The sequence below is a fragment of the Streptosporangium roseum DSM 43021 genome, assembly GCF_000024865.1.
GTDB classification, from domain to species: domain Bacteria; phylum Actinomycetota; class Actinomycetes; order Streptosporangiales; family Streptosporangiaceae; genus Streptosporangium; species Streptosporangium roseum.
The window spans coordinates 7,268,746-7,293,247 of sequence record NC_013595.1 but is presented as its reverse complement, the minus strand read 5'-3'; the positions used below and the strand labels follow the sequence as shown (position 1 = coordinate 7,293,247).

The following is a 24,502-nucleotide window of genomic DNA, read 5'->3' as shown; positions in this document are numbered from 1 at the left end:
CCACCTCCAGCGTGGAGACCCCGTCCTTCAGGGCGGGGAGGATGTCAAGGGTCCTCTCAACGCGGCCATCAGGGACGTCAGGTCGGGCAGGCGCTCCAGCACGTCGACCGTCGCGACGACCGCCGTGCCCCCCAGGTTGGCGGCGGCCTTGGTACGCACCAGCTCGTCCAGGGCCGGATCGCCGGGCCCGCCGCCGCTCCGCTCGACCGCGGCCTCCACCCGGGAACCGTCGGCGAGCAGGGCGATCACCCGGCCCGGCTGGCCGGCGGCGACTCCGCCGGAGTCGGCCAGCTCGTGCCGTACCCGGGCGGCCAGCGCCACCACCTCGGGCCGATCCAGGTCGTCGAAGGTCGCCGTGGTCAGCGTGCCGTCGACGAGCAGCGCCGCCAGGCACCAGGGCAGCGAGAACTTGGCCGCGTACGCCGAGGCGGGCCGTTCCTTGCCCGGCCCGCACACGAACTGCGCCGCGTCCGGATGGATCTCGACGACGATCTCGTCGACGTCGCGCCCGCCGAGCCGCGGGCGCAGCCTGCCGGCCGCGTCCAGGGCGGCGTGGCTGAGCTGGCACACCGGGTAGGGCTTGATCGTGATCCGGGTCAGCTCCCACCGTTCCCCCAGCCCGGCCAGGACGGCCGCGCCCCCGACCTGCCTGCCGGCCAGCACGTTGTACAGGCCGTAGCGCCCCTCGAACACGCTCGCCGGCCCGGTCGCCCCCGCGGCGGCCAGCCGCGCCGCCAGCACCCCGCCCAGGGCGGCGAGACCGGGGTGCAGCTGCTTGGTGGAGGCACCCGTGTTGACGGACTCCAGCAGCCCGCCCGCCTGGCTGCCCGCGACGCCCAGCGCGTTCACCGCCTGCTCGGGCGAGAGCCGGTAGAGCCGCGCGGCCGCCAGCGCCGCGGCGAACACCCCGCAGACGGAGGTGGCGTGCAGGCCGCGCGCGTGGAAACCGTGCGGTACGGCGGCGCCGAGCCTGCAGATCGTCTCCAGCCCGGCGGCCAGCGCGACCGCGACCTCGGCGCCGCTCGCGCCGACCTCCTCTCCCACGGCCAGGACGGCGGGCAGCACGGGCGCGGTCGCGTGCACCAGGCCCCCGGCGTGGGTGTCGTCGAAGTCGAGCGCGTGGACGAGCGTTCCGTTCGCCAGCGCGGCGGCCGGCGCGCCCACCCTCCCCGCGCCGCCGATGATCGTGGCCTCGGGCGGCCCGCCGAGCGCCGACGCGACGTCCACGGCCAGCCGCGCGGCTCCGGACCGGGCCGCGGCCACCGCGGCGCCCAGCCCGTCGAGCAGGTGCCGTCGCACCGCCGAGGCCGCGTCGCCGGGGATCCCCCGCAGGTCCAGCGCCCAGCGGGCCAGCTCGGCCGCGACGGTCATCGCGCCGGCTCCTGCGGCCCGAAGGCGCCGTCCCGCCGCAGGGCGGCGATCCGGGAGGCGTCGTAGGAGAGCACCTCGCGCAGCACGTAGCCGGCGTCCTCGTCACGGCGCGGAGCCCGGCGGTAGGAAGGGCGTTCCCCGCCGACCCGCACCGGGGACGCCAGGTTGCGGAGCGTGCCGTACCGGGGGTGGTCGGTCTCCACGACGAGGTCGCGCGCGGCCGTGTGCGGTTCGGCGAGCGCCTGCTCGACCGTGTTGACCGGCCCGCAGGGCACCCCGGCGGGGGTGAGGAGGGCCAGCCAGCGCGCGGCCGTACGGGATCGGAAGATCTCCTCCAGCAGGGGCAGCAGCTCCCCGGCGCGTTCGGTGCGCCGGGCGAACGTGCCGTAGGGGGAGTCCGGCTCCGCCCACTCGGGACGGCCGACGGCCGCGGCGAGCCGCCGCCAGAACTTCTCCTTGGCGCAGCCGACCACGATCCAGCCGTCGGCGGTCTCGAAGACCTGGAAGGGGACCAGCGAGGGGTGCGCCGAGTGCCGGGTGCGCGCCGGGGCGTAGCCCGCGTTGAGGTGCCAGACCCCGGGATAGGTGAGCAGCGAGACGGCCGTGTCGTACAGCGACACGTCGCAGTCCGTCCCCACGCCGTCGCGCCGGGCGGCGTGCAGCCCCGCCATGAGGGCCAGCGCGGCGACGAACCCGCCGGAGTAGTCGACCATCGACAGGCCCGACTTGGTCGGCGGCCCCTCGGGCTCGCCGGTGACGTCCATCCACCCGGCCAGACCCTGAAGGATGTAGTCGTAGCCGGGTTCGGCCGCTCGCGGCCCGGTCATGCCGAAGCCGGTGAGCGAGCAGCACACGATACGCGGGTTGAGGTGCTTGAGCGCCCCGTAGGTGATGCCCATCCTCTGCGGCACGTCACCGCGCAGGTTGGAGTAGACGGCGTCGGCGCCGCGCACCAGGTCTTCGAACACCTCGCGGCCGCCGGGGGTGGCGATGTCCAGCGACAGCGACCGCTTGTTGCGGTTGAAGGCCTCGAAGAAGAGCGAGTCGCCGCCGTCGGCGTAGGGCGGCACGTAGCGGCCGACGTCGCCGCCCGAACGCGGCTCCTCGATCTTGATGACCTCGGCGCCGAGGTCGGCCAGGTGCAGCGAGCCGAAGGGGCCCGCGCCGTACTGTTCCAGGCTGATGATCCGGACGTCTTCCAGGGGCCTCAAGTCAGGTCTCCGATGAGCTCGATGATGCGGTCCTGGGCATGGCGGGTCTCCTCGGCGGGGATCCCGTGGGTGGGTGGGGTGAGCTTGACCGTGTCGGCGAGCCCCTCGTAGGCGCCGAGCCGCTCGCGGACCTGCCGCGCCGTGCCGGACAGGGTCAGGGCGCCGACCATGTGGTCGGGTACGGCCCCGGCCAGGTCGCCGGCGCCCGAGCCGCTCCGGAACGCCTCGACCACCCGGGCCTGTTCCCCGGCCAGGCCGTGGAAGTCGAAGAGGCCGGAGTAGGCGCGCACGGAGGCGTAGAAGCCGACCCCTCCGGCGGCTCTGCGGCGGGCGGCCCTCGGGTCCTCGTCGATGGAGCAGCAGGCGGAGACCACGACGTCGAGGTCGGAGCGCGCGCGCCCGGCCAGGCCCTCGCCGATCCGGGGCAGCAGCCGGTCGCGCAGGTAGGCCGGCGAGCACAGCTCGTGCGAGATCCAGCCGTCGCCGATCCCGGCCGCCAGGCGGGTCATCGCGGGCCCGACGGCCGCCAGATAGACGGGGATGCGGTCGCGGGCGGCGGGGAAGGGCCGCCGGTAGCCCCTGATCCGCAGCCCCGGCGCGTCGATCGGCTCGCCCGTGCCGCAGCGCGCGACGAATTCCCTGATCGCGGCGACGGTCTCGCGGAGCCGGGCCACGGGCCTGTCCCAGCGCACGCCGTGCCAGTCCTCGTTGAGGCGGCGGACGCCGCTGCCCAGGCCCAGGACGAACCGGCCGCCCGACAGCTCGTCCAGGTCCAGCGCCTCCAGCGCGAGGGTCATCGGGCTGCGGGTGAAGGCCAGGGCGACGGCCGTGCCGACCTGGGCGCGGGTGGTGGCCCCGGCGAGCGCGGCGGCGCCTACCGTCGCGCTGCGGTGCAGTTCGGGCACCCACACCACCTCGGCGCCCGCGTCCTCGGCGGCCCTGGCGGCGGCGGCCAGCTCGCCGAGCGTCTCGCCCCAGGGGCCGTAGGTGATCCTCATGCGGCCGGCGGTCCGTTCCCGGCCCGCAGGCGGCGGCCCCCGCCGAGCCGGTCCGTCACGGCCGCCTCGTCCCACACCTCGCCGTACTTGGCCTGGATGTCGAACAGGGCGGCCTCGTGCGGCCGGGGGTCGCGGTCGCCGACCGCCTGCCGCACCACGACCGGCACGAAGCCGTGCTGCACCGCGTCGACGGCGCTGGCGCGCACGCAGCCGCTGGTGGACACGCCCGTGATGACGAGGGTGTCGGCCCGCAGCGCGTTGAGCGTCGAGGCGAGCGTGGTGCCGAAGAAGGCGCTGGCGTACTGCTTGACGATCACCACCTCCTCGGGCCCGGGAGCCACCTCGGGCATCAGCCGGCCGAGCGGCCCGTCGCCGACGAGGTGGCGCAGCGGGGCGACCTTGCGGAAGAACAGCCCGCCGTCCACGCCGCCGGGGCCGAACGCGACCCTCGTGTGGATCACCGGGACGCCCGCCGTACGGGCGGCGGCCAGAACCCGGGCGGCCGACTCCAGGCAGTCGCGGGAGCCCAGGAACAGCTCGCCGCCGGGCTCGAAGTAGGCGCGCATCAGGTCGATGAGGATCAGCGCGGGACGCTCCCCGAACGGCAGGGAGCCTCCGAACACCTCGTCGTGGTCCCTGATCATGCGCGGGCGGGGGAGCGGGGGTCGGGGGGACGGCGCATGGAGGCTCCTCGCTTCAGATGATTCCCGCGGCGGACAGGGCGGCGATCTCCTCGTCGGTCAGGCCGAGCAGCCCGCGGTAGACCTCGTCGTTGTGCCGGCCGAGCGCGGGTCCCGCCGTGCGGACGGCGCCGGGGGTGGCCGAGAGCTTGGGGACGACGTTCTGCATGGCCAGCTCGCCGAAGTCGGGGTGCGGCACGCGGACGATGGCCTCGCGGGCGGCGAAGTGCGGGTCCTCGAACATGTCCTTGGCCGTGTAGACGCGCCCGGCGGGAACGCCGCCCTCGTGCAGTGCCTTGAGCAGGTCCTCCGCGGGGGCCGACGCGGTCCAGGCGGCGATGAGCTCGTCGAGTTCGGCCGCGTTCCCGCCGCGCGCGCCGTGGGTGGCGTATCTCCCGTCGGCGGCCAGCTCCGGCCTGCCCATCACGGCCGCCAGACGGGAGAAGACGCTGTCCTGGTTGGCGGCGATGAGGATGGAGTCGCCGTCCCCGGTCGGGTAGACGTTGCTCGGCGAGACGTTGGGCAGCACAGGCCCGCTGCGTTCGCGCTGGTAGGCGGCCTGCTGCCATTCGGGCAGCATCGACTCCATCATCGCCAGCACCGCCTCGTAGATGGCCGAGTCGACGACCTGGCCCCGCCCGCTGCGCTCCCGCTCGTGCAGCGCCACCAGCGTGCCGACGCAGGCGTGGGTGGCCGCCAGCGAGTCGCCCAGCGATATCCCGGTGCGCGACGGCGGCCGGTCGGGGTCGCCGGTGACGTGCCTGATGCCGCCCATGGCCTCGCCGATCGAGCCGTATCCGGCGCGGGGGGCGTAGGGGCCGGTCTGGCCGAAGCCGGTGACGCGGGTGATGACCAGCCGGGGGTTGAGCTCGTGCAGCCGCTCGGGCGACATGCCCCAGCGCTCCAGCGTGCCGGGCCGGAAGTTCTCCAGCAGCACGTCGGCTCGCTCGACGAGCCGCCTGACCAGGTCCTGGCCCTCCCGGGTGCGCAGGTCGCAGGTGACCGACTTCTTGTTGCGGGCGACGACCGGCCACCACAGCGACTGCCCGTACGGCTTCTCCCTGCCCCACTGCCGCATCGGGTCGCCCCTGCCGGGGTCCTCCACCTTGATCACCTCGGCGCCGAAGTCGCCCAGCAACTGGCCGCAGAACGGCCCGGCGAGCAGCTGGCCGAGCTCGACGACGCGGACGTCGTCGAGGGGAAGTCCTCTCATGGCCTCTCCCTCGGGCCGAGCAGCGAGGCGCGCGCGGAGAACAGGTGGGCGCGCATCACCGCCTCGGCCCAGTCCGGATCGCCCGCCCTCACGGCCGCCGCGATCTCGATGTGGTGGTTGACGCTGCGCCGCATGGCCTCCTCGTCGAAGGCGCTGTAGGTGCGCAGCAGCACGGGCGAGTGGACCAGCGAGCTGATCGACTGGGCCAGTACGGCGCTGCCGCCGAGCCGTACCAGCGCCTGGTGGAACTCGGCGTTGAGCCGGTAGACCGCGTCGAGGTCGTGGCGCCGGGCGTGCTCCCCGAGGGTCACCGCCACCTCGTGCAGGCGTCCGGCGTCCTGCTCGGTCGCGGTGGCCGCGGCCCGCCGGGCGGCCAGGCCCTCGATCCCGGCCCGCAGCTCGAAGATCGTCTCCAGGTCGGCCCGGGGGTACTCCATGACCTTGGCGCCCTTGTTGGCGGTGATCTCGACGAGCCCCTCGGACTGGAGCTGCCGCAGCGCGTCGCGGACCGGGGTGCGGCTGACGCCGAGCATCTCGGCCAGCTCGACCTCGCCCAACCGGTCACCTGAGGCGTATCGGCCGGCGAGGATCAGGCCGCGAAGGTCATCGACTGTCGACATGTATACATCCTTATGGGTTTCTCCGCCTAATCATGGGAGATAAGCGAGATATTGGCAATCTCTGCATACAATTCCATGATCTGTGGAGTCCGGGGTCGATGGCCCCGGGCGGGGCGGGCCCGGGGGAGCACGGACGGGTCACATGCCGTCGGCGTCCCACCGGCCGCGGGAGCGGCTGCGGACCGGCAGGCTGGAGAGGATGGGGGCGGGGACGGGGTCGCCCTGTCTCCAGGCGCGGCCGTGGCCCCGGTTGTGGGCGCCGGCATCGGTGCGCTCGCCGGGGTGTTCGAGCGATCGGGGGTCGGCTCCCCAGTCGGCGGCCGGACCGTGGAGGTCGTGACCGCCGTCCGCGTGTCCGTGGTCGTGACCGCCGTCCGTATGTCCGTGGTCGTGACCGCCGTCCGTGTGACCGTGACTGTCGTCCGTGTGACCGTGGTCGCCGTGGCCGCCCTGGAGGCGGGCCGCGTCGAGGGCCTTGGCGATGGCGAGCAGGCTCCTGTCGGCACCGTGACCGTGCGGGACGTGGTCGGCGTCGGCCGCGCCCTGGGAGCGGGCGTACTCCAGGGACGCCCGCAGGTCCGCCAGGTCGCGCTCGCCACGCCGGTTCGAGCCCCTGCCCAGGTCGTGCGCGGACTGGGACCAGCGCATGCGGCCGCCGTCGGTCCCCCCGTAGTTGACGGCCTCGCCGCCCCAGCGCACCCAGGCGTTCTGGGTGTACCAGTTGTGCAGTTCGCCGTCGGAGCGCAGCAGCCAGGTGGCGCCGCCCTCCATCGTGGTGAAGTGGCCGTGCTTGACGCGGGCGGGCCTGAAGAAGTAAGTGCCCAGGTCCAGGGTGCCGAAGTTGTACTCCATGTGCCCCTGGACGGTGTAGGCCTCCTCGTAGCAGGGGTGATGGGCCAGGCGGTGGTCGGACCAGCCGCCCTGGGCGTGGACGAGGCGGGTGTAGAAACCCGTGACCGGGTCGACGCGCAGGTATTTGATGAACAGTCCGGGCATGGGGCCGGGGTTGGGCACGGCGTCCCAGCGCATGGCCTCGGTGTCGAGGACGACGACGTCGTCGCGGGCGCCGGGCCGGCGCGCGGCGTGGAGGTCGAAGCCGGCGTCGCCGTACTCGCGGTAGTGCAGGATCCGCGTGCCCTCGGCGAAGGTGATCGCCTCGGCGGGCACGCCCCGGGGCGCGTGGACGTAGCCGCCCCTGCCGAGACGGCGCCCGCCGTACGTCATCGTGCCCTGGAGCACGTAGTACTCGGTGTCGGCGTGGTGGACGCCGGGGCCGCGCCCCCAGTCGGTGCGGAAGTCGATCCGGAGGGAGGAGGAGCCGTCCTCCTCGTCGACCGACAGCCGCCGCTCGCCGGCCCGGCCCTCGCCGCCGACCAGCTCGGCGGCGTGCCAGACGTAGTCGTCCTCGTGGATCAGTTCGACATGCGGTCGCATGGACGGCCCTCCTTAGTGCGTGTCGCGCAGTTCGCGCTTGAGGATCTTGCCTGCGGCGTTGCGGGGCAGCGCGGGGACGAACTCCACCCGCCGGGGGAGTTTGGGCCCGGCCAGCCGGGCGCGGCAGTGCGCGGCCAGGGCCTCGGCGTCGACCGACGCGCCGGGCAGGACGACCACGAACGCCGCCACCCTCTCGCCCCACCGCTCGTCGGGCAGGCCCACGACGGCGGCCTCGGCGACGCCGGGAAAGGCGGCGAGGACCTCCTCGACCTCGCGCGGGGCGATGTTGACCCCGCCCGAGACGATCATGTCCTTCTTGCGGTCGACGATGTAGAGGTACCCCTCCTCGTCGCGTTCGACGATGTCGCCGCTGGTGAGGAACCCGTCGGGGGTGGTGCAGGCGGCGGTGGCCGCGGGGTCGTCCAGGTAGCCGTTCATCAGGTACGGCGAGCGGCTGAACAGCTCGCCCCGCCGCGCCGGGTTCCCCTCGTCGTCGACGACCCTGACCTCGGTCATGAACCAGGGATGCCCGACCGAGCCGATCCTGCGCCGGGCGTCGGCCGGGCGGCAGGTGCTGACGATCCCGGCCTCGGTCGAGCCGTACAGCTCGTGCACGCCGACACCGGGGAACGCCTCCAGCACCCACTCCTTCAACGGCCCCGGCAGCGCGGCGGCGTTGAAGTAGAGCGTGTCGAGCGAGGACAGGTCGTACTTCCCCAGCCCGGCCGCGCGCAGCATGTGGGCGTGCGTGGGAACGAGGAAGACCGACTGGGCGCGCTCCCGCTCGATCATCGCCAGCAGCCGCTCGGGATCCCAGGAGCGCAGCATCGCGACCGTGCCGCCGGTGTGGACCGGGGCGTAGCCGAAGGCGAACCCGGCGCCGTGGTACATCGGCGCGACCGCGATCGTCCGGCGCCCCAGGCCGAGACCCCACTCCAGGGCGGAGGCGTAGAACGTCAGCGACCGCGACCGGTGGCTGATCACCACCCCCTTGGGCCTGCCCGTGGTGCCCGAGGTGTAGGCCACGCAGAACGGCTCCCGCTCGTCCGTCTCGATCCGGGGGTCGGCGGACCTCGCCTCGGCCAGCGCCGCCTCGTAGGACGGCCCGAGCCGGGTGCCGTCCACGGACAGGACCGTGCCGGGCACCTCCACGCCCTCGACCGCGGCGGCCAGCGCGTCGTCCAGGACGAGGGCCCGGCTGCCGGAGTGACCCAGCACGTAGGCCGCCTCACCGGGGGTGAGGCGCGGGTTGAGCGGCACCATGGCCAGCCCCGCCTTCGCGATGCCGCAGGCGATCTCGGCATACTCCATCCGGTTGCCGAGCAGCAGCGCCACCCGCTCGCCCGGCCGCAGCCCGGCGGTCAGCAGGGCGTTGGCCAGCCGGTTCGAGCGGTCGTCCAGACCCCGGTAGGTCAGCGTGCGGTCGCCGTCGATCACGGCGGGCGCCGCAGGGGAGGCTGCGGCGAATCCGCGGATCCCGTCCGCGATGTGCATCGGCCCTCCTGTTCCGCGTGAGAAATGCCATTGCGACGAGGTGAGGCGTGTCGCGCACGAGCCGCCGTCAGCGGAAGGCCCGCCCGGGTGCCGTCCGCGCGGTGGTGGTGGCCGGAGGGGAGAGGGTGGGCGCCGGAGGGAAGTCGCCCGCCCTGCCGAGCAGGGCGGGCGGCGGGGCGCCGAGCCGTTCGCCGATGTACGCGGCCGCGGCCGTCAGCCGGTCGAGGTCGACGCCGGTGTCCACCCCCGAGCGGCGCAGCGCGTAGGAGAGGTCCTCGGTGGCGATGTTGCCGGTCGCGGCGGGGGCGAACGGGCAGCCGCCGATCCCGCCCCCGCTGGCGTCGAGCGCGGCGGCGCCCTCCTCGACGGCGGTCAGCGCGTTGGCGTAGCCGGTGTTGCGGGTGTTGTGGAAGTGGAAGCGGAGCGGCAGGCCGGTGACCTCGCGCACGGCTCCGGTCAGGCGCCGCACGTCGGCGGGGACGCCCACGCCGATCGTGTCGGCGAGGGCGATCTCGTCGGCCCCCGAGTCCGCGCACCGCCGCACCATCTCGGCGACGTGGCCGGGCGGCACCTCGCCCTCGAAGGGGCAGCCGAAGCTCGCCCCGATGGTCGCGGTGACGCGCAGCCCGGCCGCGCGGGCGCGCCCGGCGACGGCGCCGAACGAGTCCAGCGCCGCGGCGATCGACATGCCCTGGTTGCGCCGGGAGAAGGTCTCCGTGGCGACGACCGTGACATTGACCTCGTCCACTCCCGCCTGGAGGGCGCGGTCCAGGCCGCGCGCGTTGACGATCAGGCCGATGTAGCTGAGCCCGTCGCGCCGTGGAACGCGGGCCATCACCTGCTCGGCGTCGGCCATCTGGGGGACCAGGCGGGGGTGGACGAAGCTGACCGCCTCGATGCGGGTGAGGCCCGCGGCCGCCAGCGCCTCGATGTAGGCCACCTTGGCGTCGGTGCCGACCAGAACGGACTCGTTCTGCAGCCCGTCCCTCGGCCCCACCTCGACGATGCGCACATTCGCGGAAGTCATACCTCAGAAGTGTATGCAATAAGCCTATAATTATCGATAAAAGTCGGGAAGTGCACCATGAATGTATACAACTAGCGCTGGGAGATCACTGTGACGTCGTCGTCGGAGGAGTCGCCGAAACCGTAGACGTAGGCCGCGGCCAGCGGGTCTCCCAGGGAGGCGCGCAGGAACAGCGCGCTCCACCTGGCGGCCGCGTCGACGCTCTCCTCCTGCGGCAGGGCCTGCGGCGAGGGGTCGGGCAGGGCCCCGGGCGGGGCCTGGGTGTCGGTGAGGCCGAAGTGGTTGGCTCCGGTCAGCGTGACGAACGCCTTGGGAGCCGAGCCGAGACCGTCGTAGGTCGCCCGTGCCGTGGCGGGCGGGTTGATCCCGTCCAGATCTCCCTGGACCAGGGCGACGGGCACCCCGGCGTTGTCGATCGGCACGGTCCCGCCGCCGGGCGCCGCCGTTCCGGCCCCGTGGAACACCGCGGCCCGCAGGGACGCGGGGCGCCGGTAGACGGGGCCAAAGCAGAACGGGACCGTGCAGGTGTTGCCGACGGCGAAGAGCCCGGCGGCCGCGCCGAAGGAGTGACCGAGCAGCACCAGCCGGCCGGCGTCCAGCCGACCGGCGACCGGGGAGCCCTCGCGGGCGCTCTCCGCCCCGGCCCACGTCGCGGCGGTGTTGATCTGGAGCTGCTCGGGGAAGAGCCCGGAGACCGGGCCGACGGCGCGCCGGTGGTCGGGGACGGCCACCGCGAAGCCGAAACCGGCGACGATCCGGGCGAACCTGTCGTAGCTCGCCGCGGGGACGTTGGCACCCTGCAGCAGCAGGGCGACCGGGACGGTCTGGCGGCCCGCCGGATAGTAGACGGCGGCCGGGTCGTCGCCGATCCGGGTCTCGTACCGGCCGACCCAGCCGGGCGACGTCGCGGCGGGTGCCGGGACGTCGCCGGCCAGAGCCGCCGAGGGCGCCGCCACGGTCCCCGCGGCGAGTGCCGCGGCGGCCAGCCAGGCACGCAGCCGGTGGGCGGGTCTGGTCGATGGGGCCATGTTTCCTCCTTGGGGTACCGATCGTGAGGAACGAACCGCTGAGAGCTACTGCTCGCGCAGGAGGCGGCCGGCGCCGTACACCTTGTCCTGAATGCCGTTGTCGCGCAGCGCCATCCACCAGGTGGCGGCGTTGATGGCGATGACCGGCTTGCGGAGCCGGCGTTCGGCCTCGTCGGCCAGGCCGACCATGGACAGGTTCGTCCCGCACTGCACGATCGCGTCCACGCCCGCCAGATCGACCTCGGCCAGCGCCCCCCGGAGCGTGGACTCGGTGACATGCGCGATCGAGACGGCCGTCGGGCACCTCAGACCTTTGATCGCGACGACGTCGAAGCCGATCTCGGAGAAGAACCGCACCACGTTCTCGTCGCCCACCGGCTGGTAGGGGGTCACCACGCCGATCCTGCGCGCGCCGTACAGGTTCAGGGCCCGCTCGCAGGCCTCCGCGCCGGTGGCCACCCGCAGCCCGGTGATGGCGTGGATCTGCTCGACGAAGCGCCGGTTGCCCTCGACGCCGCCCCAGAAGGTCTCGGCGGACATGCCCATGACCATGTAGTCCGGCTCGCAGGTCAGCACCCGCTCGCAGGCGGCGCCGATCTCCTCGCGGATCTGGTCGAGCAGCCGTTCCATGCCCTCGTCCCCGGCCATGTTCTGGTCGCGGATGTGGATGCGGCCGAAGTGCGCGGTCACGCCGGGGACGGTCATGCGGTAGAAGTCGGGCTCCACGATCGTGTTCGTGGACGGGGCGATCACGCCGAACTTGCGGCGCCAGCCGAGCGCGTCGGTCATGGCGAGACCTCCTGCCGGGTACGGCCCAGCCGGAACGCGGCGACGGCGAACGCCCCCTGGGCGGCGGTGTTGGACAGTTGCTCGACCCACTGCAGGGCGACCGTCTGGTCGGGGCGGGCGGCGAGCGGGCTGAGGACGAAGAAGCCGAGCAGCTGGACGCCGAAGAGCGCGGCGGCGAGCAGGTCGCCGCGCCGCCGGGCGGCCAGGATCAGGTGGACGCCGCTGAGGGTCGCGAAGACCATGGTGCTGACCAGCAGCGGCAACGTGCTCCCGGCCAGTACGGCGCCGCCCGCGCACAGCGCCGGCAGGCCGATGACCAGCGGCGGGATCCAGCCGGGCGCCGAGCCGTCGTGATGGGCGGTCAGGATCCACGCCAGCAGTCCGAACCCGGCTGTGAGCAGCGGGAACAGCATCAGCTCCAGCCAGGGCAGGTCCGGGCCGCCGAGCGCGACGATGAGCTTCCAGCCGGCCTTGGACAGCCCGCCCGCCCCGATGAGAGCCGCCGCCAGGAGCACGCCGGGCCGGTGCCGGTCGCCGGCGTACCGGCCGAGCAGGCACACGCCCGTCACGGTCAGCACCACGGGGACGAAGTCCTCGGCGGCCAGTGCCACGGGATACGTCACGGGATCACCCGGCGCTTCCCGAAGGGGGCGGCGGCGAAGCGGGCGAACACCTTGCGCCTGGTCAGCCAGCGGACGTGGGCGCCGTTGCGGGTCTGCGACAGCGCTCGTCCGGCCAGCCAGGGGGCGACGGTCCCGACGCGGTCGGCCAGGATGTTGAAGATCCGGGCGGCTCGGGCCAGCTCCTCCGGCGAGTAGTCGTGGACCAGCAGGTCGGTGACCACCATGCCGGGGCTCAGCAGGCCCACGGAGACGCCGTCGGGGACCTCCTTGGCCAGGGCGCGGGTGAGGTAGGTGAGCGCCCGCTTGGTCGCGCCGTAGACGGACAGCCCGGGTACGGCGCGGCCGTCGCTGCCGAGCCCCTCCATGTTCCAGACGTGGCCGTGGCCCTGCTCGGCCATCCCGGCCAGGGCGACCGCGCTGCCGTTGAGCACGCCGGTGAGGTTGACGCCGACGACCGTCGCGGCCTCGGCGGCCGGGAGCTCCCACAGCGGCTTGCGCGAGTGGGAGACCCCGGCGTTGTTGATCCAGACGTCGACCTTCCCGAAGCGGTCCACGGCGGCGTCCCAGAGCGCCTGGACCTGGGCCCGGTCGGTGACGTCGGCGACCACCCCGCACACCCGCCCGGCCTCCAGCGTGGCCAGCGCCCCGTCGACGGATTCGGGGCGGCTGCCGCAGAAGGCGACCTGGTGGCCCCGGTCGAGGAACTCCCGGACCAGGCCGAGGCCGAGGCCGCGGGTGCCGCCGGTGACGACTACGACCATCTCAGCACCCCGTGGACGACGGCGGACAGGACGTTGCCCTCGAACAGCTCGTAGGCGACCGCCAGGGTCGACCCGGCGGCCATCCCGGGCACGGCGTCGATCATGAACTCCCGGCCTTTGAGCTTCCACACGTCGCGGAAGTGCAGGCTCGGGTGGTTCGCGCGGCCGTACGCCTGCGCGTTCCCCCACGCGTCCGGGCCCTCGTGGAAGGAGCGGAAGCCGTCGCGGCGCACGTCGGCGGTGTAGCTGCGGTCCAGCGCGCCGGACCAGGTCACGTGCCGGCGCGTGCGCAGCAGGTCCAGCGGTTCCAGTTCCATGGTGATCTCGACGGTGCCGCGGGGTTTCTGGTCGGCGCCGAAGACCTCGCAGGAACCGGAGAAGGCGCCGGGAGTCTTGGTCGGCAGGATGTGCGGCACCGGCCCGTTGCCGGTCTCGGCCGCCGGCCAGTCCGCCACCCTGCCGGGGTCGCGGGTGTAGAGGCCGTTGAAGCAGCCCACCACGGCGGGACCCTGGTAGAGGATCGAGGAGTAGACCTGGGTCTCGCCGTCGGGCAGGACCTGGTTCCAGGTGTTGAGGTCGACCTGCCAGCCGGGACCGTAGTAGTGGGCGTCCACGAACGAGCCGTACGGCTGGCCGGTGCCGAAGAAGTCGGGGCCGGTGTAGACCCGGTTGGCGTCGGAGTCAGCCACGCCGAACGCGAAGGGCGCGCCCAGCCGGAACCGGCCGGCCAGCGGGCCGCCGCCCTCCATGCCCCCGTCCATGTAGTAGGTCGTCACGCCGTCCTCGAAGACGGACGAGCGGCGGATGTCCTCGTAACCCCGCCAGGTGCCGGTGGCGTCGAACAACGAGGGGCGGCCGTGCCACTCTCCGGCGATGCGCCTCTGCCACTCGCTGGGTTGTGCCGTACTCATCGAACCTCCTTGAGCGTGGAGAACCCGGATTTCCGCCGTGGGGAGGAGGTCAGGACAGGAGCTCCCAGCGGATCCGGTCGGTCTGGTCGGCGCCGAGCAGGCGGGTGACCTGGTGCCAGACCGGGTCCACGTCGGGGCTGAACAGGTTGGCGCGGTTGACGGCGTCACGGGCGGCCAGGTCGGTGTCGTCCACGGCGGGGACGCCCCCGCCGACGAGGGACAGCCAGTGGTCGAAATAGGCGTCGACGGTCGGGCCGAGCTTCTCGAAGGCGTCCTCGGTCGCCCGGCAGACCAGCATCCAGGGGGACATCATCGCCCGCTGGCGGGGGCCGACCGCCGCGGGGGAGACGCCGTCGATCTCCCAGGCCGCCTCCAGCAGGGGGGTGAGGGGCAGGTGGACGGCGTCCAGGTAGGCCAGGTGGGTGGCCAGTTCCACGCGGGGGATCAGGTCCAGGTGCATCGCGTGGTAGTCGGCCGAGGCGACCGAGTCCAGCGTGAAGTGCGGCACCGCCGACCCCGGCCGGGTGAACGCGAAGATCATGTGACTGTCCAGCCCGATCGCGGGGACCACCAGGCTGACCGTCACCGCCTTCGCCGGCCGCGCGTCGTCCGCGTGCGCCGGCATGGGGGGACGGAAGACGCGGAGTGCGCCGACGGGGGCGGGGGACATCGGGCTGGTCAGCTCGACGTGCGCCGAAGAGGACAGGCCGGTGGCGGTGAGCAGGCGGTCGAGGGTGCGCTCACTCAGCGCTGCGGGCAGGCTCATTGACGGTCTCTCCTCGGGATCGGTGGACCCAGGCGCGGGCGAGGTCGGGGTTGTCGCGGCGGGCGGGCGAGGGGATGACGGTGGCCTCTCGACGTGGCACGTCACCGGTGACGATGTCGTCGCCGCCGACCCACCAGCCCCGGTCCATGAGCTGCCGGCGGCGTCGCCGGTAGGCGACCTGGAGGGCGTCGCTGCGGATGTGCAGCTCGGCCGAGAGGTCGAAGGGCAGCAGCTCGGGCCGCTGGTTCTCGACGACGGGGCGGTCCTGCTCGAAGATCTTCTCGATGCGTTTGACCGCGTTGCCGTCCGCCCACCTCCCGGTGAAGAAGTTGCGGTAGCCGACGATCTTCACCAGCGTGCGGTTCTGCCCGAGCGGGATGTTGTGGTCGTAGAGGACGAGGTCGCCGAAGGGCAGCCGTACGTGCAGCTTGACGATGTTGGGCAGGTACCAGCCGTTGGAGACCACGACGTGCTCCGCGCGGGGCCTGCGCCGGGCCAGTGCTCCCCACAGGCCTTTCGGCAGCGGGGGGCTGAGCAGGATGTCGGCCTCGGCGTGCCAGTCGTCGCCGGTGATCTCGTAGTCGGGGATCTCCGGCCTGTCCGGGTTGCCGAACGCGGTGCCGTGCACGAACGGGGTGTGCGCCGCGTCGACCACGTTCTCCAGCGTGCGCTCGTAGTTGGCGTCGACCGTGGTCTCCCAGTAGACCGCCCGGAACGCCGGGTCCTCGTGCTGGGGGATGTGCGGGATCGGCGGCCGCTCCTCCTCGGGCAGGTCGCCGAGGAAGGCCCAGACCATCCCGTACCTCTCGATCACCGGGTAGGCGTCGACCCGGGCCTTGGAGGGGATGCCCCGGCCCGGCGGGTTGGCCGGGATCTTCACGCACCCGCCGTCCGGTCCGTACTCCCAGCCGTGGTAGGGGCAGGCGATGGAGTCGTCGCCGGCCAGCGTGCCCATCGACAGCGCGCCTCCCCGGTGCACGCACAGATCGGACAGGCACGCGATCCGGCCGTCGCGGCGGCGCCAGATCACGAAGTCCTGCCCGAGGCAGGTGACCTTGCGGGGGCGGCGGCCGACCGCGTGGCCGAACTCCACCGCGTACCAGAAGTTCTTGAGCATGGTCTCCTCCTACCGCCGCCGCAGGCCGGGCAGGCCGTCCAGCACGGCTCGCGCCCGCGTGTCGCCGTACAGATGAGTTCGCAGAAAGGCGATCACCAGTTGCGCCAGCGCCGGACGCGGTTCGGCGGTGGCGGGCAGGTCGAGGAAGGCGCGCGCGGCCGTCGGGTCCACCGGGTCGGCGACGCCGAAGTGGTTGGCGCCCTCGAACACGGCCAGCAGGTGGGAGCCGTCCCGGTCGGTGAGCGCCTCGTCGAAGGTGCGGGTGACCGGGTCGGCCGGGTGCGCCTCCTGCCCGTACCGGTCGGAGCTGCCCATGATCACGCCGTCCCTGGTGCCCACGGTGAGCAGGACGGGGCAGTCCACCTGGGCCGGGACCACCGTGCCCGCGGGCCAGCCCAGCATGGTGGCCACCATGGTGTGCGCGCCGTAGGCGAACACCGCCTTCACCTCGGGGAAGTGCCGGGCCGACTGCAGCGCGAGGGAGCCGCCCGCCGAGTGGCCGCCCAGCGCGACCCTGTCCAGGTCGATCGCGCCCTTCAGCAGGTCGATCTCCGCCAGCGCGGCCAGGATCGAGGGGATCGCCGGGCAGGTCGGGCGCGAGCCGTACGTCCCGGGCCGGGCGGCGTCCAGGTCGACGCCCGGCGTGAGCCCGTACTCCCCGCCGAACAGCTCGCCCACCCGGTCGAAGGTCACGCAGACGAACCCGGCGGCCGCGATCTCGACGGCCAGCCAGCGGTAGGCGTCCTGGCCCACGTTTATCCCGGACAGCAACAGCACCACCGGGTACGGCCCGCCTTCGGGCCGGAACACGCCGGTCAGCCGGTCGCCGTCCGGGGCCGCCGGGTAGTGGACCTTCAGATGGGCGGTGTCGAACGGCGCCTCGCCGCCGGTCTTCGCCGCCCACCACAGCGAGCGGATCACGAGGGCCTCGGCAGCCCGCGGTCGCCGCCCCACAGCGCGCGGACCAGCCGGTCGGTCAGCTCCTGGCCGAAGTAGCGCACGCCCATCACGTTGGCCGGGTCGCGCTCGGCGATGTTCCTGCGGATCGCCAGGTCGGTCGCGGCCAGTGCCGCCCTGCCGGCCTCCGGCATGGGTCCGGCCTCGTCCACCCAGCGCAGCCAGCGGTCGACGCGCGCGTGGAGCAGTTCGCCGACCACGTCGATGTTCTGCCGCGCGCGGGGGAAGGAGTAGCAGTAGGCGTTGGGCGACAGGCCGGCGCGGATGAACCCGGCCCGGCTGGTGAACCAGGTGAAGTCCGGGTTCTCCTCCCTGAACCGCAGCCAGTCCGCGTCGAGCGGCGCGTAGTGCCGGTCGTAGTGGTCGCCGCGCTCGACCAGGTTCACCCGGGGGATGTAGTCCTGGTAGAACCATCCTTCCGGCCAGACCAGCAGCGCGATGCCCAGGTGCGGCACGTCGACCTGCGGGCCGAGCCAGACGGTGAGGTGCAGGTTGGCGAAGCTCGCCGCCGGGTCGCCCAGCCAGGAGTGGACCATCCAGTCGACCTCCGGGCCGGAGTAGGCCTCGATCCGGCCGCCCGGTCCGTCGGGGTAGGTGCCGTAGGCGTCGAGCGAGCTGGGATCCGCGGTCAGCTCGAACCGCGCGTCGATCTTGGCTTTGAGGGCGGCGAGCATGCCGCGGAACTGCTCGAACGTCTCGGTGACGTCGACCACCGGTGACCCGTCGAGCATCTGCTCGACGTGCTGGAGCGTTTCCTTCACGTGTCTCCTTCCAGGAGCGCGCCGACGAGCCGCCACGGTCTGCCGTCCACCAGGTCGGTGCCGCGTGAGACGTGCCGGTTGACGGCCTGCGCAGGGTGGACGTCGGCGCGCACCACGCGGTCGTCGTTCCTGACCGGGGTGACGATCGGGTGGCTGATGCGGCCGGTGAACGGGCCTTCCCAGGCGGTCCAGAGCGTGAAGTCCCGCGGCGCGGCCAGGATGGCGCCGGCGAGGCCGCCGGGCCCGTCGTGTCCGGCGGCGACGACGTTGAGCCGGTTCTCCGCGGCCCGTTCCAGCAGGCCGGACCGGAGTTCCCAGGGCTCGGACGGGGTGAGGGGCGCCGCGACGACGTCGGCGTCGGCCAGCGCCGCCAGCCTGAACGTTTCCGGAAATATCGTGTCATCGCCGACGATGATGGCCAGCCTTCCCCACGGCAGCTCGAAGACCTCCAGCCCGTCCCCGAACGCGGTGACCCGCCCGGCCTGCCGCGCGGACGGGTGGAGCTTGCGCTGCCGTCCCATGATCCCGTCGGCCGAGACCAGCAGCCCGTCGTGCGCCCGGTCGCGGATCTCGCTGAGCACCACGTGCGCGGTGGTCCCGCGTACGGCCCGCGCCGCCTCCTCGGCCGTCACCCCGCACAGCTCGGGCAGCACGAGCAGCTCCGCCCCGCTCTCGGCCGCCCGCCTGATGAGCTCCGTCGCGCCTCCGAGCCCCGCGCACGGCCTGACCACGGCCACGGCCACGCTGCCCGCTCCGGCGGGAGCCGTACGGCCGCGGGGTTCGGCGGCGATCGGCCGGTAGAGGGCGGGGCGGCGGGCGGCCAGCACGTCCGTGCCGTCGGGCCGGACCTTGTCGTCGGCCAGGGCCACGTCGACGTCGGCCACCACGACAGCCTCGCCGGTCCTTGGCGCTCTGGCCACGACGGTGCCGTCGGGGGCGACGACCTGGCTCTCACCCGCGCCGTGCAGCCACTCGGGCGGGACGCCGAGCCCGGCGCCGATCAGCTCGATCCTGTCGGCGGGCAGCAGCGGCCCGACCTTGTTGGCGGCGACCACCCACACCCTGTTCTCCGCGGCGCGGACCGGCACGTGCAGGCTCGCCTCGTCCACGGCGAAGGAGTTCAGGCTGTTGAGCAGGACCTGCGCGCCGCGCAGCGCCAGCCCGCGGGTGATCTCGCTGATCACGCCCTCCATGCAGGCGTACATGCCGAGCCGGCCGACCGCGGTCGCCACCACCGGGCCGACGGCCGTTCCCGGGTCCAGGTGGTCGTTCTCCGCGCCCATCAGCACCTGCTTGTCGGCCTCGCCTAGCAGCGCGCCGTCCGGTCCGTACAGCAGGGAGGCCCCCGTGACGCGGCCGTCCTCGCGGGCCAGGGTGACGCCGAGCTTGACGTGCGCGCGGTGCCGGGCGGCGCGCCCGGCGACGGCGCTCAGGAACGGGTCTCCGTGGCGGCAGGCCAGGCGGCGCGCGTGGTCGCGGCTCTCGTACCAGGACAGGTGGTTGCAGAACTCGGGCAGCACGATCAGCTCGGCCCCCTGCCCGGCGGCGGAGTCGATCATTCGCAGGCAGGTCGCGAGGTTGGCGGTCACATCCAGGCCGGTTGCGAACTGCACCGCGGCGACGCGCACCATGTCCGCTCCTGTTACGTCTAGAGAAACAACGTTTCCAACGATTAGGATCTCGCGAAACCGGAGCAAATGTCTAGGAGGCGATCGTGCTGAACCACGTCGTGCTGATGAAGTTCTCCGATCCCGGGGACGCCCCGGTGGCCAGGGACCTGCTCGAAGGGCTGAAGGACCGGATCGGGCAGATCCGGGAACTCACCGTCGGCCTGGACACCACCGGCTCCGCGCTCTCCTACGACCTGTGCCTGGTCACGGTGCACGAGTCGGCCGACGACCTGCGCGGCTACCAGGACCATCCCGCCCACCTGGAGGTGGCCGGCTGGATCCGTCCCCGGCTCGCCGCCAGGGCCGTCGTCGACCACGAGTCGTGATCTCGGCCCTGTACGGCGGGCTCGCCCTGATCCAGGCGGCCCTGGCCGTACGGCTGGCGCGATCCGGCCTGTGGATCCCGTTCGCGGTCGCGGTGGGCGTCGCCTACGACTCGGCGGTCGTCGGAGCCGGGCGGCTGATCGGCGAGGGGCCGGGACTGGAGGCGCTCAGCACCGGCCGCTTCGCCGCCCACGCCGTCCTCACCCCGCTGCTCGTCGTCCACGCGGCCGCCCTCGTGCGCCGCGGACTGGCCGCTCCGGCGTGGGGCCTGGCCGGCGTGCTGGTCGTCTTCGACGCCGTGGGTCTCGCGGATCTGCGGCTGGAACCCCGGTGGTGGTCGGACACCCTGCGCCACGTCTCCGCCGATCCGTCGGGGCCGCCGATCGCGGCGCTGGTCACCACGGTGATCCTGCTGGCCGCGGGTGCCGTGCTGTGGGTACGGCGGCGCACGCCCTGGCTCTTCCTGGGCGCGGCCGTGCTCCTGGCGACCGCGGGCGCCGCCGTGGCGTGGCCCATCCTGGGCAACGTGGGTGAGGCCGTACTGATCGCCGCCATCGCGGCGACGGGCGACCGCGACGGCGGATGAGGGTCAGGGCGGGGGCCGGACGGTTCCGGCGGCTCGCGGGGTCCCGTCGTGGACGCCGCCGGGATACGCGCCGGGGGCCATGCCGGGGCCGCCGGGGCGGAAGGCGGCGGGGACGTGGACGACCGCGGACTGGACGTACTCCAGCAGGCCCTCCCGCCCGTACTCGCGGCCGTAGCCGCTGCGCTTGACCCCGCCGAAAGGAGCCCGCAGGGACATGCCGGTGCGGTTGTGGGTGTTGACGAAGACGAATCCGGCGCTGAGCCGCCCCGCCAGCGCGAAGGCCCGCTCCTCGTCGGCGGACCAGACGGAGGCGGCCAGGCCGAGCTCGCCCGCGTTGGCGCGGGCCAGGACCTCTCCCTCGGTGTCGTAGGCGAGCAGGGGCACCACGGGGCCGAACTGCTCCTGCGCCACCAGCGGGGCGCGGTCGTCCAGGCCGGTGACCAGGCACGGGGTCACGAAGTACCCCGACGCCGGATCGTGCCCCGGAGCGCTCCTCCCCAGCGGCGTCACCGTGCCGCCCGCCGCGCCCGCCACGAGCGCGCGGATCCGGGCGGCGGCCGCGGCCGAGATGACCGGGCCCATGGTGACCCCCGGGTCGAGGGGGTCGCCGACGACGAGAACGCGTTCCGCAGCCGCGAGGTACGCCTCGGTGAACTCGGCGATCCGCGCCCGCGGCACGTACAGCCGCTTGGCCGCCATGCAGACCTGCCCGCCGGTGGCGAACGACGCCATGACCAGGCGTTCGTAGTCGGCGCCCGACAGCGCGAAGTCCGGCAGGAACACGGCGGGGTCGTTGCCGCCCAGCTCCAGCACCGCCGGGGTGATCATCGCCCCGGCCGTCGCGGCGATCTCCCGCCCCGCCGCGTCGCCGCCGGTGAAGGCCACCTTGCGGACGAGCGGATGACCGGCCAGCGCACGGCCGGTCTCCGCGCCGCCGTGGACCACCTGTACGGCGGGCAGCGCGGCCGCCACCTCGGTGACCGTCAGCGGCGCCAGGGGCGAGGGCTTGAGCACGACCGTGTTGCCCGCCGCCAGCGCGGGCCCGAGCTTGAGCACGGCCAGGATGACCGGGGCGTTCCACGGCGTGACGCACCCCACCACCCCGTACGGCTTGCGCCGCACCACCAGCCGCCCGGCGTCGTCGTCGATCTCCGTGGCGGCCAGCACCGCCGGGGCCTCGTCGCAGACCCACCGCAGGAACGTGACGGCGAAGCCGATCTCGCCGCGCGAGTCGGCCAGCGGCTTGCCCGACTCGCGGGCCAGCAGCGGCGCCAGTTCCTCCAGCCGGGCGGCCACGGTGTCGGCGCCGTGCCGGAGAGCGGCGACGCGTTCCGCGACCGGCAGCCCCGACCAGTCGCGGAAGGCGTCGTCCGCCCGGCGCACGGCCGCGTCCACCGCCGCCGGGTCGGTGACGGGCACGGACCCGACGACCTCGTCGACGCGCGCCGGGTTCTCCCGGGTGATCAGATCCATCGGGGCCTCCGGTGCCCTCGTGGGACGCGCCGTCCCTCCCCGGCGGTCACAGGGGCTCGCGCAGGGACGAGATCAGGCAGGTGCGCAGCAGGTGGGCGCGGGTGGCCGCCGGGTCGGCGGCCAGGGCGCGCAACTCCTCGTGGTAGGCAGCGGGATCGGCCGCCCCCAGCCGCTCCCGGTTCCCGTGACTGATCGGCCGCACATGCGTCAACGCGACCTCCCGCCGCCGCGCGGCGACCTCGTCGACCGCCCTGTCCGGGAGCGCGGGCTCCTCCCGGCGCGAGGTCCGGTCCTCCCGGCGCGGGCGCGCGGCGGGCGAGCGGCCGGTCAGCAGGGCGGCGGCCAGGAGGACCGCGTCGTGGATGCCGCTGTTCATGCCCAGCCCGCCGAGCGGGTTGTTGACGTGGGCGGCGTCTCCGGCGAGCAGCACCCGGCCCTGCCGGAAACGGGCGGCGACCCGCTGGTGCACCCGGTAGAGGGAGGCGTGGGCGACCTTCCAGTCCCGGCCGGGGTCGGCCACCGAGCGCAGCCGGGCGGGCAGGCGGGCCAGTTCCGCCTCATCCGGCGTGCCGGGGGGAGTGGGCAGCAGCACCCGCCAGTGGTCCGGGGTGCGGAGCAGCACCAGCCACTCCTCCGGGTCGAAGACGTAGTTGATCGGCTCGATGCCCGGCAGCAGGCCTCCCACGTCCTCCTCCGTGGAGGCGACGAGGAAGCGCTCGGGGTAGGTGATGCCCTCGAACGGGATGCCCAGTGCCCGCCGTACCGCCGAGTGGGCGCCGTCGGCGCCGATCAGCCAGTCACCGGTGAACGCGTCGCCTCCGGCGGTGGTCGCGACCACGCCGCCCGGGTGGGGCCGCACGGACCGCACCTCCTGTCCGAAGACCACCTCCCCGCCGTGCCGCCGCAGGTGGTCCAGCAGGATCGGGGTGAGCTTGCTCTGCTCGCACTGCACCCGGAACGGGTAGGGCGTCTCCCCGGCGAGCGCGCCCATGTCGAGGGTGGCGATCGGCCCGCCGGACCGGTCGCGGTACTGGAAGGTGCGGACGACCAGGCCGAGGGCCATGAGCTCGTCCAGCACCGCCAGCCCGGCGAGCATCTCCAGCGTCGGCGGGTGGAAGGTGGAGGCGCGCGACTCGGCGGCCGGCCCGGGGCCGGCCTCCAGCACGGTGACCGGCACGCCGCCCCGGGCCAGCGTGAGCGCCGCGGTCAGTCCCACCGGCCCGGCCCCGGCCACCAGGACGCGCCTCACCGCTGTCTCCCGTGCAGGGAGAAACCGCCCTCGACGCCGACGACCCGGGCGTTGGTGAAGAACCGGAGCGTCTCGTGGGTGCCCTCCTCGCCCAGGCCGGACAGGCCCCAGGCCGGGCGCGGGGTGAACAGGTGCAGGCTCATGACGCTGGAGCCGTTGACCTTCACCTCGCCCGCCCGCACCCGCCGCGCGACCGCGAGCGCCCGCTCCTCGTCCGCGCCCACGACGTAGCCCTCCAGCCCGTACGGTGTGGCGTTGGCCAGCGTCACCGCCTCCTCGACGGTGTCGTACGGCACGACCGCCGCGACCGGCCCGAAGATCTCCTCGGCGAGGTCGGTTCCGGTGATCAGCGTGGGCGCCAGGAAGTTGCCGGTCTCCGGCATGGCACCGTACGGCACGGCCCGGCCGCCCGCGGCGGTGACCGCCTCCCTCACCCGTCGCACGTGCGTGGAGTGGATCAGCGGGCCGAAGTCCGTGTCCTCCCGCAGCGGGTCCCCGGCGCGCAGCGCGGTCAGCCGCTCGCCGGTGGCCGCGACGAGCTCGTCGAGCCGGTCGCGGGGCACGAGGAGACGGCCCAGCGCCCGGCACCACTGGCCGTTGAGCGTGGTGAGCAGGTCCGCGGCGGCCCGGGCGGCGACCTCGACGGCGGCGTCGGGCAGGACCACCAGAGGGTTGTTGCCGCCGAGCTCCAGCTGCGCCGGGCGGAAGCCGGTGACGCACGCGGCGGCGACCGCCCGGCCCGCGGCCGGACCGCCGGTGAACGAGACCGCGCGGACGCGGGGGTCGCCGACCAGCTGCCCGCCCGTCCGGGGACCGCCCTGCACGAACTGGAACACGCCGGGCGGCAGCACCTCGTGCAGGACCTCGGTCAGCACCTGCGAGCCGTGGGGCGCGTACTCGCTCACCTTGAGGATCACCGGGCATCCGGCGGCGAGCGCGCTGGCGGCCTTGTGCGCGGCCATCGGGGCGGGGGCGTTCCACGGCACCAGGCACAGGGCCGGACCCCGGGGGAGCCGGTGCACCTCGACGGCGCGGCCGTCCTCGCGGATCTCCGTCGTGCGCAGCCGGCCCTCGCGAAGCTGCGCGGAGGCCAGCCGGAACGACCCGCTGACGATCGCTCCCAGCGGGGTGGTCTGCCGGACGGGCACCCCGGTGGCGAAGGACTCCAGCGCGACGATCTCCGGGATCCGCCTGTCGAGCTCGGCGGCCACGGCGTCGAGCAGTTCGGCGCGGCGTTCCGGCGCGGTCGCCGCCCACGGGGCCGCCAGCCGATCCGCCGCGGCGAGGGCCTCGGCGACCCGTCCGGGCGCCGTCCCGCGTGCCCGGACGGACGCCTCGCCGGTCGCGGGGTCCTCCAGGTCGAAGCCGAGGTCCTCGGAGCAGGCGGACCACACGCCGTCGACCAGGTCCCGGGACTCAGGGATGTCGATCACGGATTC

The 24,502-nt window shown here is 73.9% G+C and carries 24 protein-coding genes; 2 read left to right on the top strand and 22 right to left on the bottom strand.

Annotation, left to right across the window (positions count from 1 at the left end):
• Nucleotides 1-27 precede the first annotated feature (27 nt).
• From SROS_RS32010 to SROS_RS31920, 19 genes are all read right to left on the bottom strand, one after another.
• On the bottom strand, nt 28-1,371 hold the full coding sequence (locus SROS_RS32010; protein WP_012893071.1) for an MmgE/PrpD family protein: 1,344 nt from the start codon (nt 1,369-1,371) through the stop codon (nt 28-30).
• The gene (locus tag SROS_RS32005; RefSeq protein ID WP_012893070.1) at nt 1,368-2,582 is read right to left on the bottom strand and encodes a CaiB/BaiF CoA transferase family protein; all 1,215 of its coding nucleotides are present in this window, start codon (nt 2,580-2,582) and stop codon (nt 1,368-1,370) included. Before SROS_RS32005 ends, SROS_RS32010 begins: the two co-directional genes overlap by 4 nt.
• The gene (locus tag SROS_RS32000; RefSeq protein ID WP_012893069.1) at nt 2,579-3,580 is read right to left on the bottom strand and encodes an LLM class flavin-dependent oxidoreductase; all 1,002 of its coding nucleotides are present in this window, start codon (nt 3,578-3,580) and stop codon (nt 2,579-2,581) included. The genes SROS_RS32005 and SROS_RS32000 overlap by 4 nt, the downstream gene beginning before the upstream one ends.
• Nucleotides 3,577-4,224 carry an isochorismatase family protein gene (locus SROS_RS31995; RefSeq protein WP_012893068.1) on the bottom strand — a complete coding sequence of 216 codons (648 nt, stop codon included), beginning with the start codon at nt 4,222-4,224 and terminating at the stop codon, nt 3,577-3,579. Before SROS_RS31995 ends, SROS_RS32000 begins: the two co-directional genes overlap by 4 nt.
• Nucleotides 4,225-4,276: 52 nt before the next feature.
• On the bottom strand, nt 4,277-5,473 hold the full coding sequence (locus SROS_RS31990; RefSeq protein WP_012893067.1) for a CaiB/BaiF CoA transferase family protein: 1,197 nt from the start codon (nt 5,471-5,473) through the stop codon (nt 4,277-4,279).
• Entirely contained in the window at nt 5,470-6,093 is a 624-nt protein-coding gene (locus SROS_RS31985; protein ID WP_012893066.1) for a GntR family transcriptional regulator, read from the bottom strand. The genes SROS_RS31990 and SROS_RS31985 overlap by 4 nt, the downstream gene beginning before the upstream one ends.
• A gap of 138 nt (nt 6,094-6,231) precedes the next feature.
• Nucleotides 6,232-7,527 (bottom strand): DUF4437 domain-containing protein, encoded by a 1,296-nt coding sequence (locus SROS_RS46350; RefSeq protein ID WP_012893065.1) that lies wholly within the window; start codon nt 7,525-7,527, stop codon nt 6,232-6,234.
• A 12-nt stretch (nt 7,528-7,539) separates the two neighbouring features.
• A complete protein-coding gene (locus SROS_RS31975; protein WP_012893064.1) occupies nt 7,540-9,021 on the bottom strand; it encodes a class I adenylate-forming enzyme family protein in 1,482 nt (493 codons plus the stop codon).
• A gap of 67 nt (nt 9,022-9,088) precedes the next feature.
• Nucleotides 9,089-10,048, bottom strand: a complete 960-nt coding sequence (locus SROS_RS31970; RefSeq protein ID WP_012893063.1) for a hydroxymethylglutaryl-CoA lyase — start codon at nt 10,046-10,048, stop codon at nt 9,089-9,091.
• A gap of 71 nt (nt 10,049-10,119) precedes the next feature.
• Nucleotides 10,120-11,076: a poly(ethylene terephthalate) hydrolase family protein gene (locus SROS_RS31965; RefSeq protein WP_012893062.1), complete on the bottom strand. Its 957-nt coding sequence runs from the start codon at nt 11,074-11,076 to the stop codon at nt 10,120-10,122.
• Between the two features lie 45 nt (nt 11,077-11,121).
• On the bottom strand, nt 11,122-11,865 hold the full coding sequence (locus tag SROS_RS31960; RefSeq protein ID WP_012893061.1) for a maleate cis-trans isomerase family protein: 744 nt from the start codon (nt 11,863-11,865) through the stop codon (nt 11,122-11,124).
• Nucleotides 11,862-12,488 carry a hypothetical protein gene (locus SROS_RS31955; protein ID WP_012893060.1) on the bottom strand — a complete coding sequence of 209 codons (627 nt, stop codon included), beginning with the start codon at nt 12,486-12,488 and terminating at the stop codon, nt 11,862-11,864. The genes SROS_RS31960 and SROS_RS31955 overlap by 4 nt, the downstream gene beginning before the upstream one ends.
• Nucleotides 12,485-13,249 carry an SDR family oxidoreductase gene (locus SROS_RS31950; protein ID WP_012893059.1) on the bottom strand — a complete coding sequence of 255 codons (765 nt, stop codon included), beginning with the start codon at nt 13,247-13,249 and terminating at the stop codon, nt 12,485-12,487. The genes SROS_RS31955 and SROS_RS31950 overlap by 4 nt, the downstream gene beginning before the upstream one ends.
• Nucleotides 13,240-14,160: a hypothetical protein gene (locus SROS_RS31945; RefSeq protein WP_012893058.1), complete on the bottom strand. Its 921-nt coding sequence runs from the start codon at nt 14,158-14,160 to the stop codon at nt 13,240-13,242. Before SROS_RS31945 ends, SROS_RS31950 begins: the two co-directional genes overlap by 10 nt.
• Before the next feature lie 49 nt (nt 14,161-14,209).
• Nucleotides 14,210-14,926 carry a hypothetical protein gene (locus SROS_RS31940; RefSeq protein WP_012893057.1) on the bottom strand — a complete coding sequence of 239 codons (717 nt, stop codon included), beginning with the start codon at nt 14,924-14,926 and terminating at the stop codon, nt 14,210-14,212.
• Nucleotides 14,901-16,043, bottom strand: coding sequence for an aromatic ring-hydroxylating dioxygenase subunit alpha (locus SROS_RS31935; protein ID WP_012893056.1), 1,143 nt, complete (start codon nt 16,041-16,043; stop codon nt 14,901-14,903). Before SROS_RS31935 ends, SROS_RS31940 begins: the two co-directional genes overlap by 26 nt.
• A gap of 9 nt (nt 16,044-16,052) precedes the next feature.
• Nucleotides 16,053-16,964 (bottom strand): alpha/beta hydrolase family protein, encoded by a 912-nt coding sequence (locus tag SROS_RS31930; RefSeq protein ID WP_012893055.1) that lies wholly within the window; start codon nt 16,962-16,964, stop codon nt 16,053-16,055.
• A complete protein-coding gene (locus SROS_RS31925; protein WP_012893054.1) occupies nt 16,961-17,761 on the bottom strand; it encodes an oxidoreductase in 801 nt (266 codons plus the stop codon). The genes SROS_RS31930 and SROS_RS31925 overlap by 4 nt, the downstream gene beginning before the upstream one ends.
• On the bottom strand, nt 17,758-19,392 hold the full coding sequence (locus SROS_RS31920) for a nitrilase-related carbon-nitrogen hydrolase (RefSeq protein WP_012893053.1): 1,635 nt from the start codon (nt 19,390-19,392) through the stop codon (nt 17,758-17,760). Before SROS_RS31920 ends, SROS_RS31925 begins: the two co-directional genes overlap by 4 nt.
• A gap of 83 nt (nt 19,393-19,475) precedes the next feature.
• Between SROS_RS31920 and SROS_RS31915 the strand changes: the two genes are divergently transcribed.
• Nucleotides 19,476-19,757, top strand: coding sequence for a Dabb family protein (locus SROS_RS31915; RefSeq protein ID WP_012893052.1), 282 nt, complete (start codon nt 19,476-19,478; stop codon nt 19,755-19,757).
• On the top strand, nt 19,754-20,341 hold the full coding sequence (locus SROS_RS31910) for a hypothetical protein (protein ID WP_012893051.1): 588 nt from the start codon (nt 19,754-19,756) through the stop codon (nt 20,339-20,341). Before SROS_RS31915 ends, SROS_RS31910 begins: the two co-directional genes overlap by 4 nt.
• Nucleotides 20,342-20,344: 3 nt before the next feature.
• On the opposite strand, the gene SROS_RS31905 is transcribed toward SROS_RS31910, so the two are convergent.
• Genes SROS_RS31905 through SROS_RS31895 form a run of 3 tightly spaced genes read right to left on the bottom strand, consistent with a single transcriptional unit; the run spans nt 20,345 to nt 24,496 of the window.
• A complete protein-coding gene (locus SROS_RS31905; RefSeq protein ID WP_012893050.1) occupies nt 20,345-21,814 on the bottom strand; it encodes an aldehyde dehydrogenase family protein in 1,470 nt (489 codons plus the stop codon).
• A gap of 46 nt (nt 21,815-21,860) precedes the next feature.
• Complete coding sequence (locus SROS_RS31900; RefSeq protein WP_012893049.1) at nt 21,861-23,063, bottom strand: FAD-dependent oxidoreductase; 1,203 nt, start codon at nt 23,061-23,063, stop codon at nt 21,861-21,863.
• Nucleotides 23,060-24,496: an aldehyde dehydrogenase family protein gene (locus tag SROS_RS31895; RefSeq protein WP_012893048.1), complete on the bottom strand. Its 1,437-nt coding sequence runs from the start codon at nt 24,494-24,496 to the stop codon at nt 23,060-23,062. Before SROS_RS31895 ends, SROS_RS31900 begins: the two co-directional genes overlap by 4 nt.
• Nucleotides 24,497-24,502: the final 6 nt, after the last annotated feature.

Excerpts from the sequence above, each read along its gene's own strand:
- SROS_RS32010 (WP_012893071.1), bottom strand. The coding sequence starts at position 1,371 with ATGACCGTCGCGGCCGAGCTGGCCCGCTGGGCGCTGGACCTGCGGGGG.
- SROS_RS31985 (WP_012893066.1), bottom strand. The coding sequence starts at position 6,093 with ATGTCGACAGTCGATGACCTTCGCGGCCTGATCCTCGCCGGCCGATAC.
- SROS_RS31995 (WP_012893068.1), bottom strand. The coding sequence starts at position 4,224 with ATGATCAGGGACCACGACGAGGTGTTCGGAGGCTCCCTGCCGTTCGGG.
- SROS_RS31975 (WP_012893064.1), bottom strand. The coding sequence starts at position 9,021 with ATGCACATCGCGGACGGGATCCGCGGATTCGCCGCAGCCTCCCCTGCG.
- SROS_RS31970 (WP_012893063.1), bottom strand. The coding sequence starts at position 10,048 with ATGACTTCCGCGAATGTGCGCATCGTCGAGGTGGGGCCGAGGGACGGG.
- SROS_RS31945 (WP_012893058.1), bottom strand. The coding sequence starts at position 14,160 with ATGAGTACGGCACAACCCAGCGAGTGGCAGAGGCGCATCGCCGGAGAG.
- SROS_RS31905 (WP_012893050.1), bottom strand. The coding sequence starts at position 21,814 with ATGGATCTGATCACCCGGGAGAACCCGGCGCGCGTCGACGAGGTCGTC.
- SROS_RS31960 (WP_012893061.1), bottom strand. The coding sequence starts at position 11,865 with ATGACCGACGCGCTCGGCTGGCGCCGCAAGTTCGGCGTGATCGCCCCG.
- SROS_RS31990 (WP_012893067.1), bottom strand. The coding sequence starts at position 5,473 with ATGAGAGGACTTCCCCTCGACGACGTCCGCGTCGTCGAGCTCGGCCAG.
- SROS_RS31950 (WP_012893059.1), bottom strand. The coding sequence starts at position 13,249 with ATGGTCGTAGTCGTCACCGGCGGCACCCGCGGCCTCGGCCTCGGCCTG.
- SROS_RS31920 (WP_012893053.1), bottom strand. The coding sequence starts at position 19,392 with ATGGTGCGCGTCGCCGCGGTGCAGTTCGCAACCGGCCTGGATGTGACC.
- SROS_RS31965 (WP_012893062.1), bottom strand. The coding sequence starts at position 11,076 with ATGGCCCCATCGACCAGACCCGCCCACCGGCTGCGTGCCTGGCTGGCC.
- SROS_RS46350 (WP_012893065.1), bottom strand. The coding sequence starts at position 7,527 with ATGCGACCGCATGTCGAACTGATCCACGAGGACGACTACGTCTGGCAC.
- SROS_RS31935 (WP_012893056.1), bottom strand. The coding sequence starts at position 16,043 with ATGCTCAAGAACTTCTGGTACGCGGTGGAGTTCGGCCACGCGGTCGGC.
- SROS_RS32000 (WP_012893069.1), bottom strand. The coding sequence starts at position 3,580 with ATGAGGATCACCTACGGCCCCTGGGGCGAGACGCTCGGCGAGCTGGCC.
- SROS_RS31940 (WP_012893057.1), bottom strand. The coding sequence starts at position 14,926 with ATGAGCCTGCCCGCAGCGCTGAGTGAGCGCACCCTCGACCGCCTGCTC.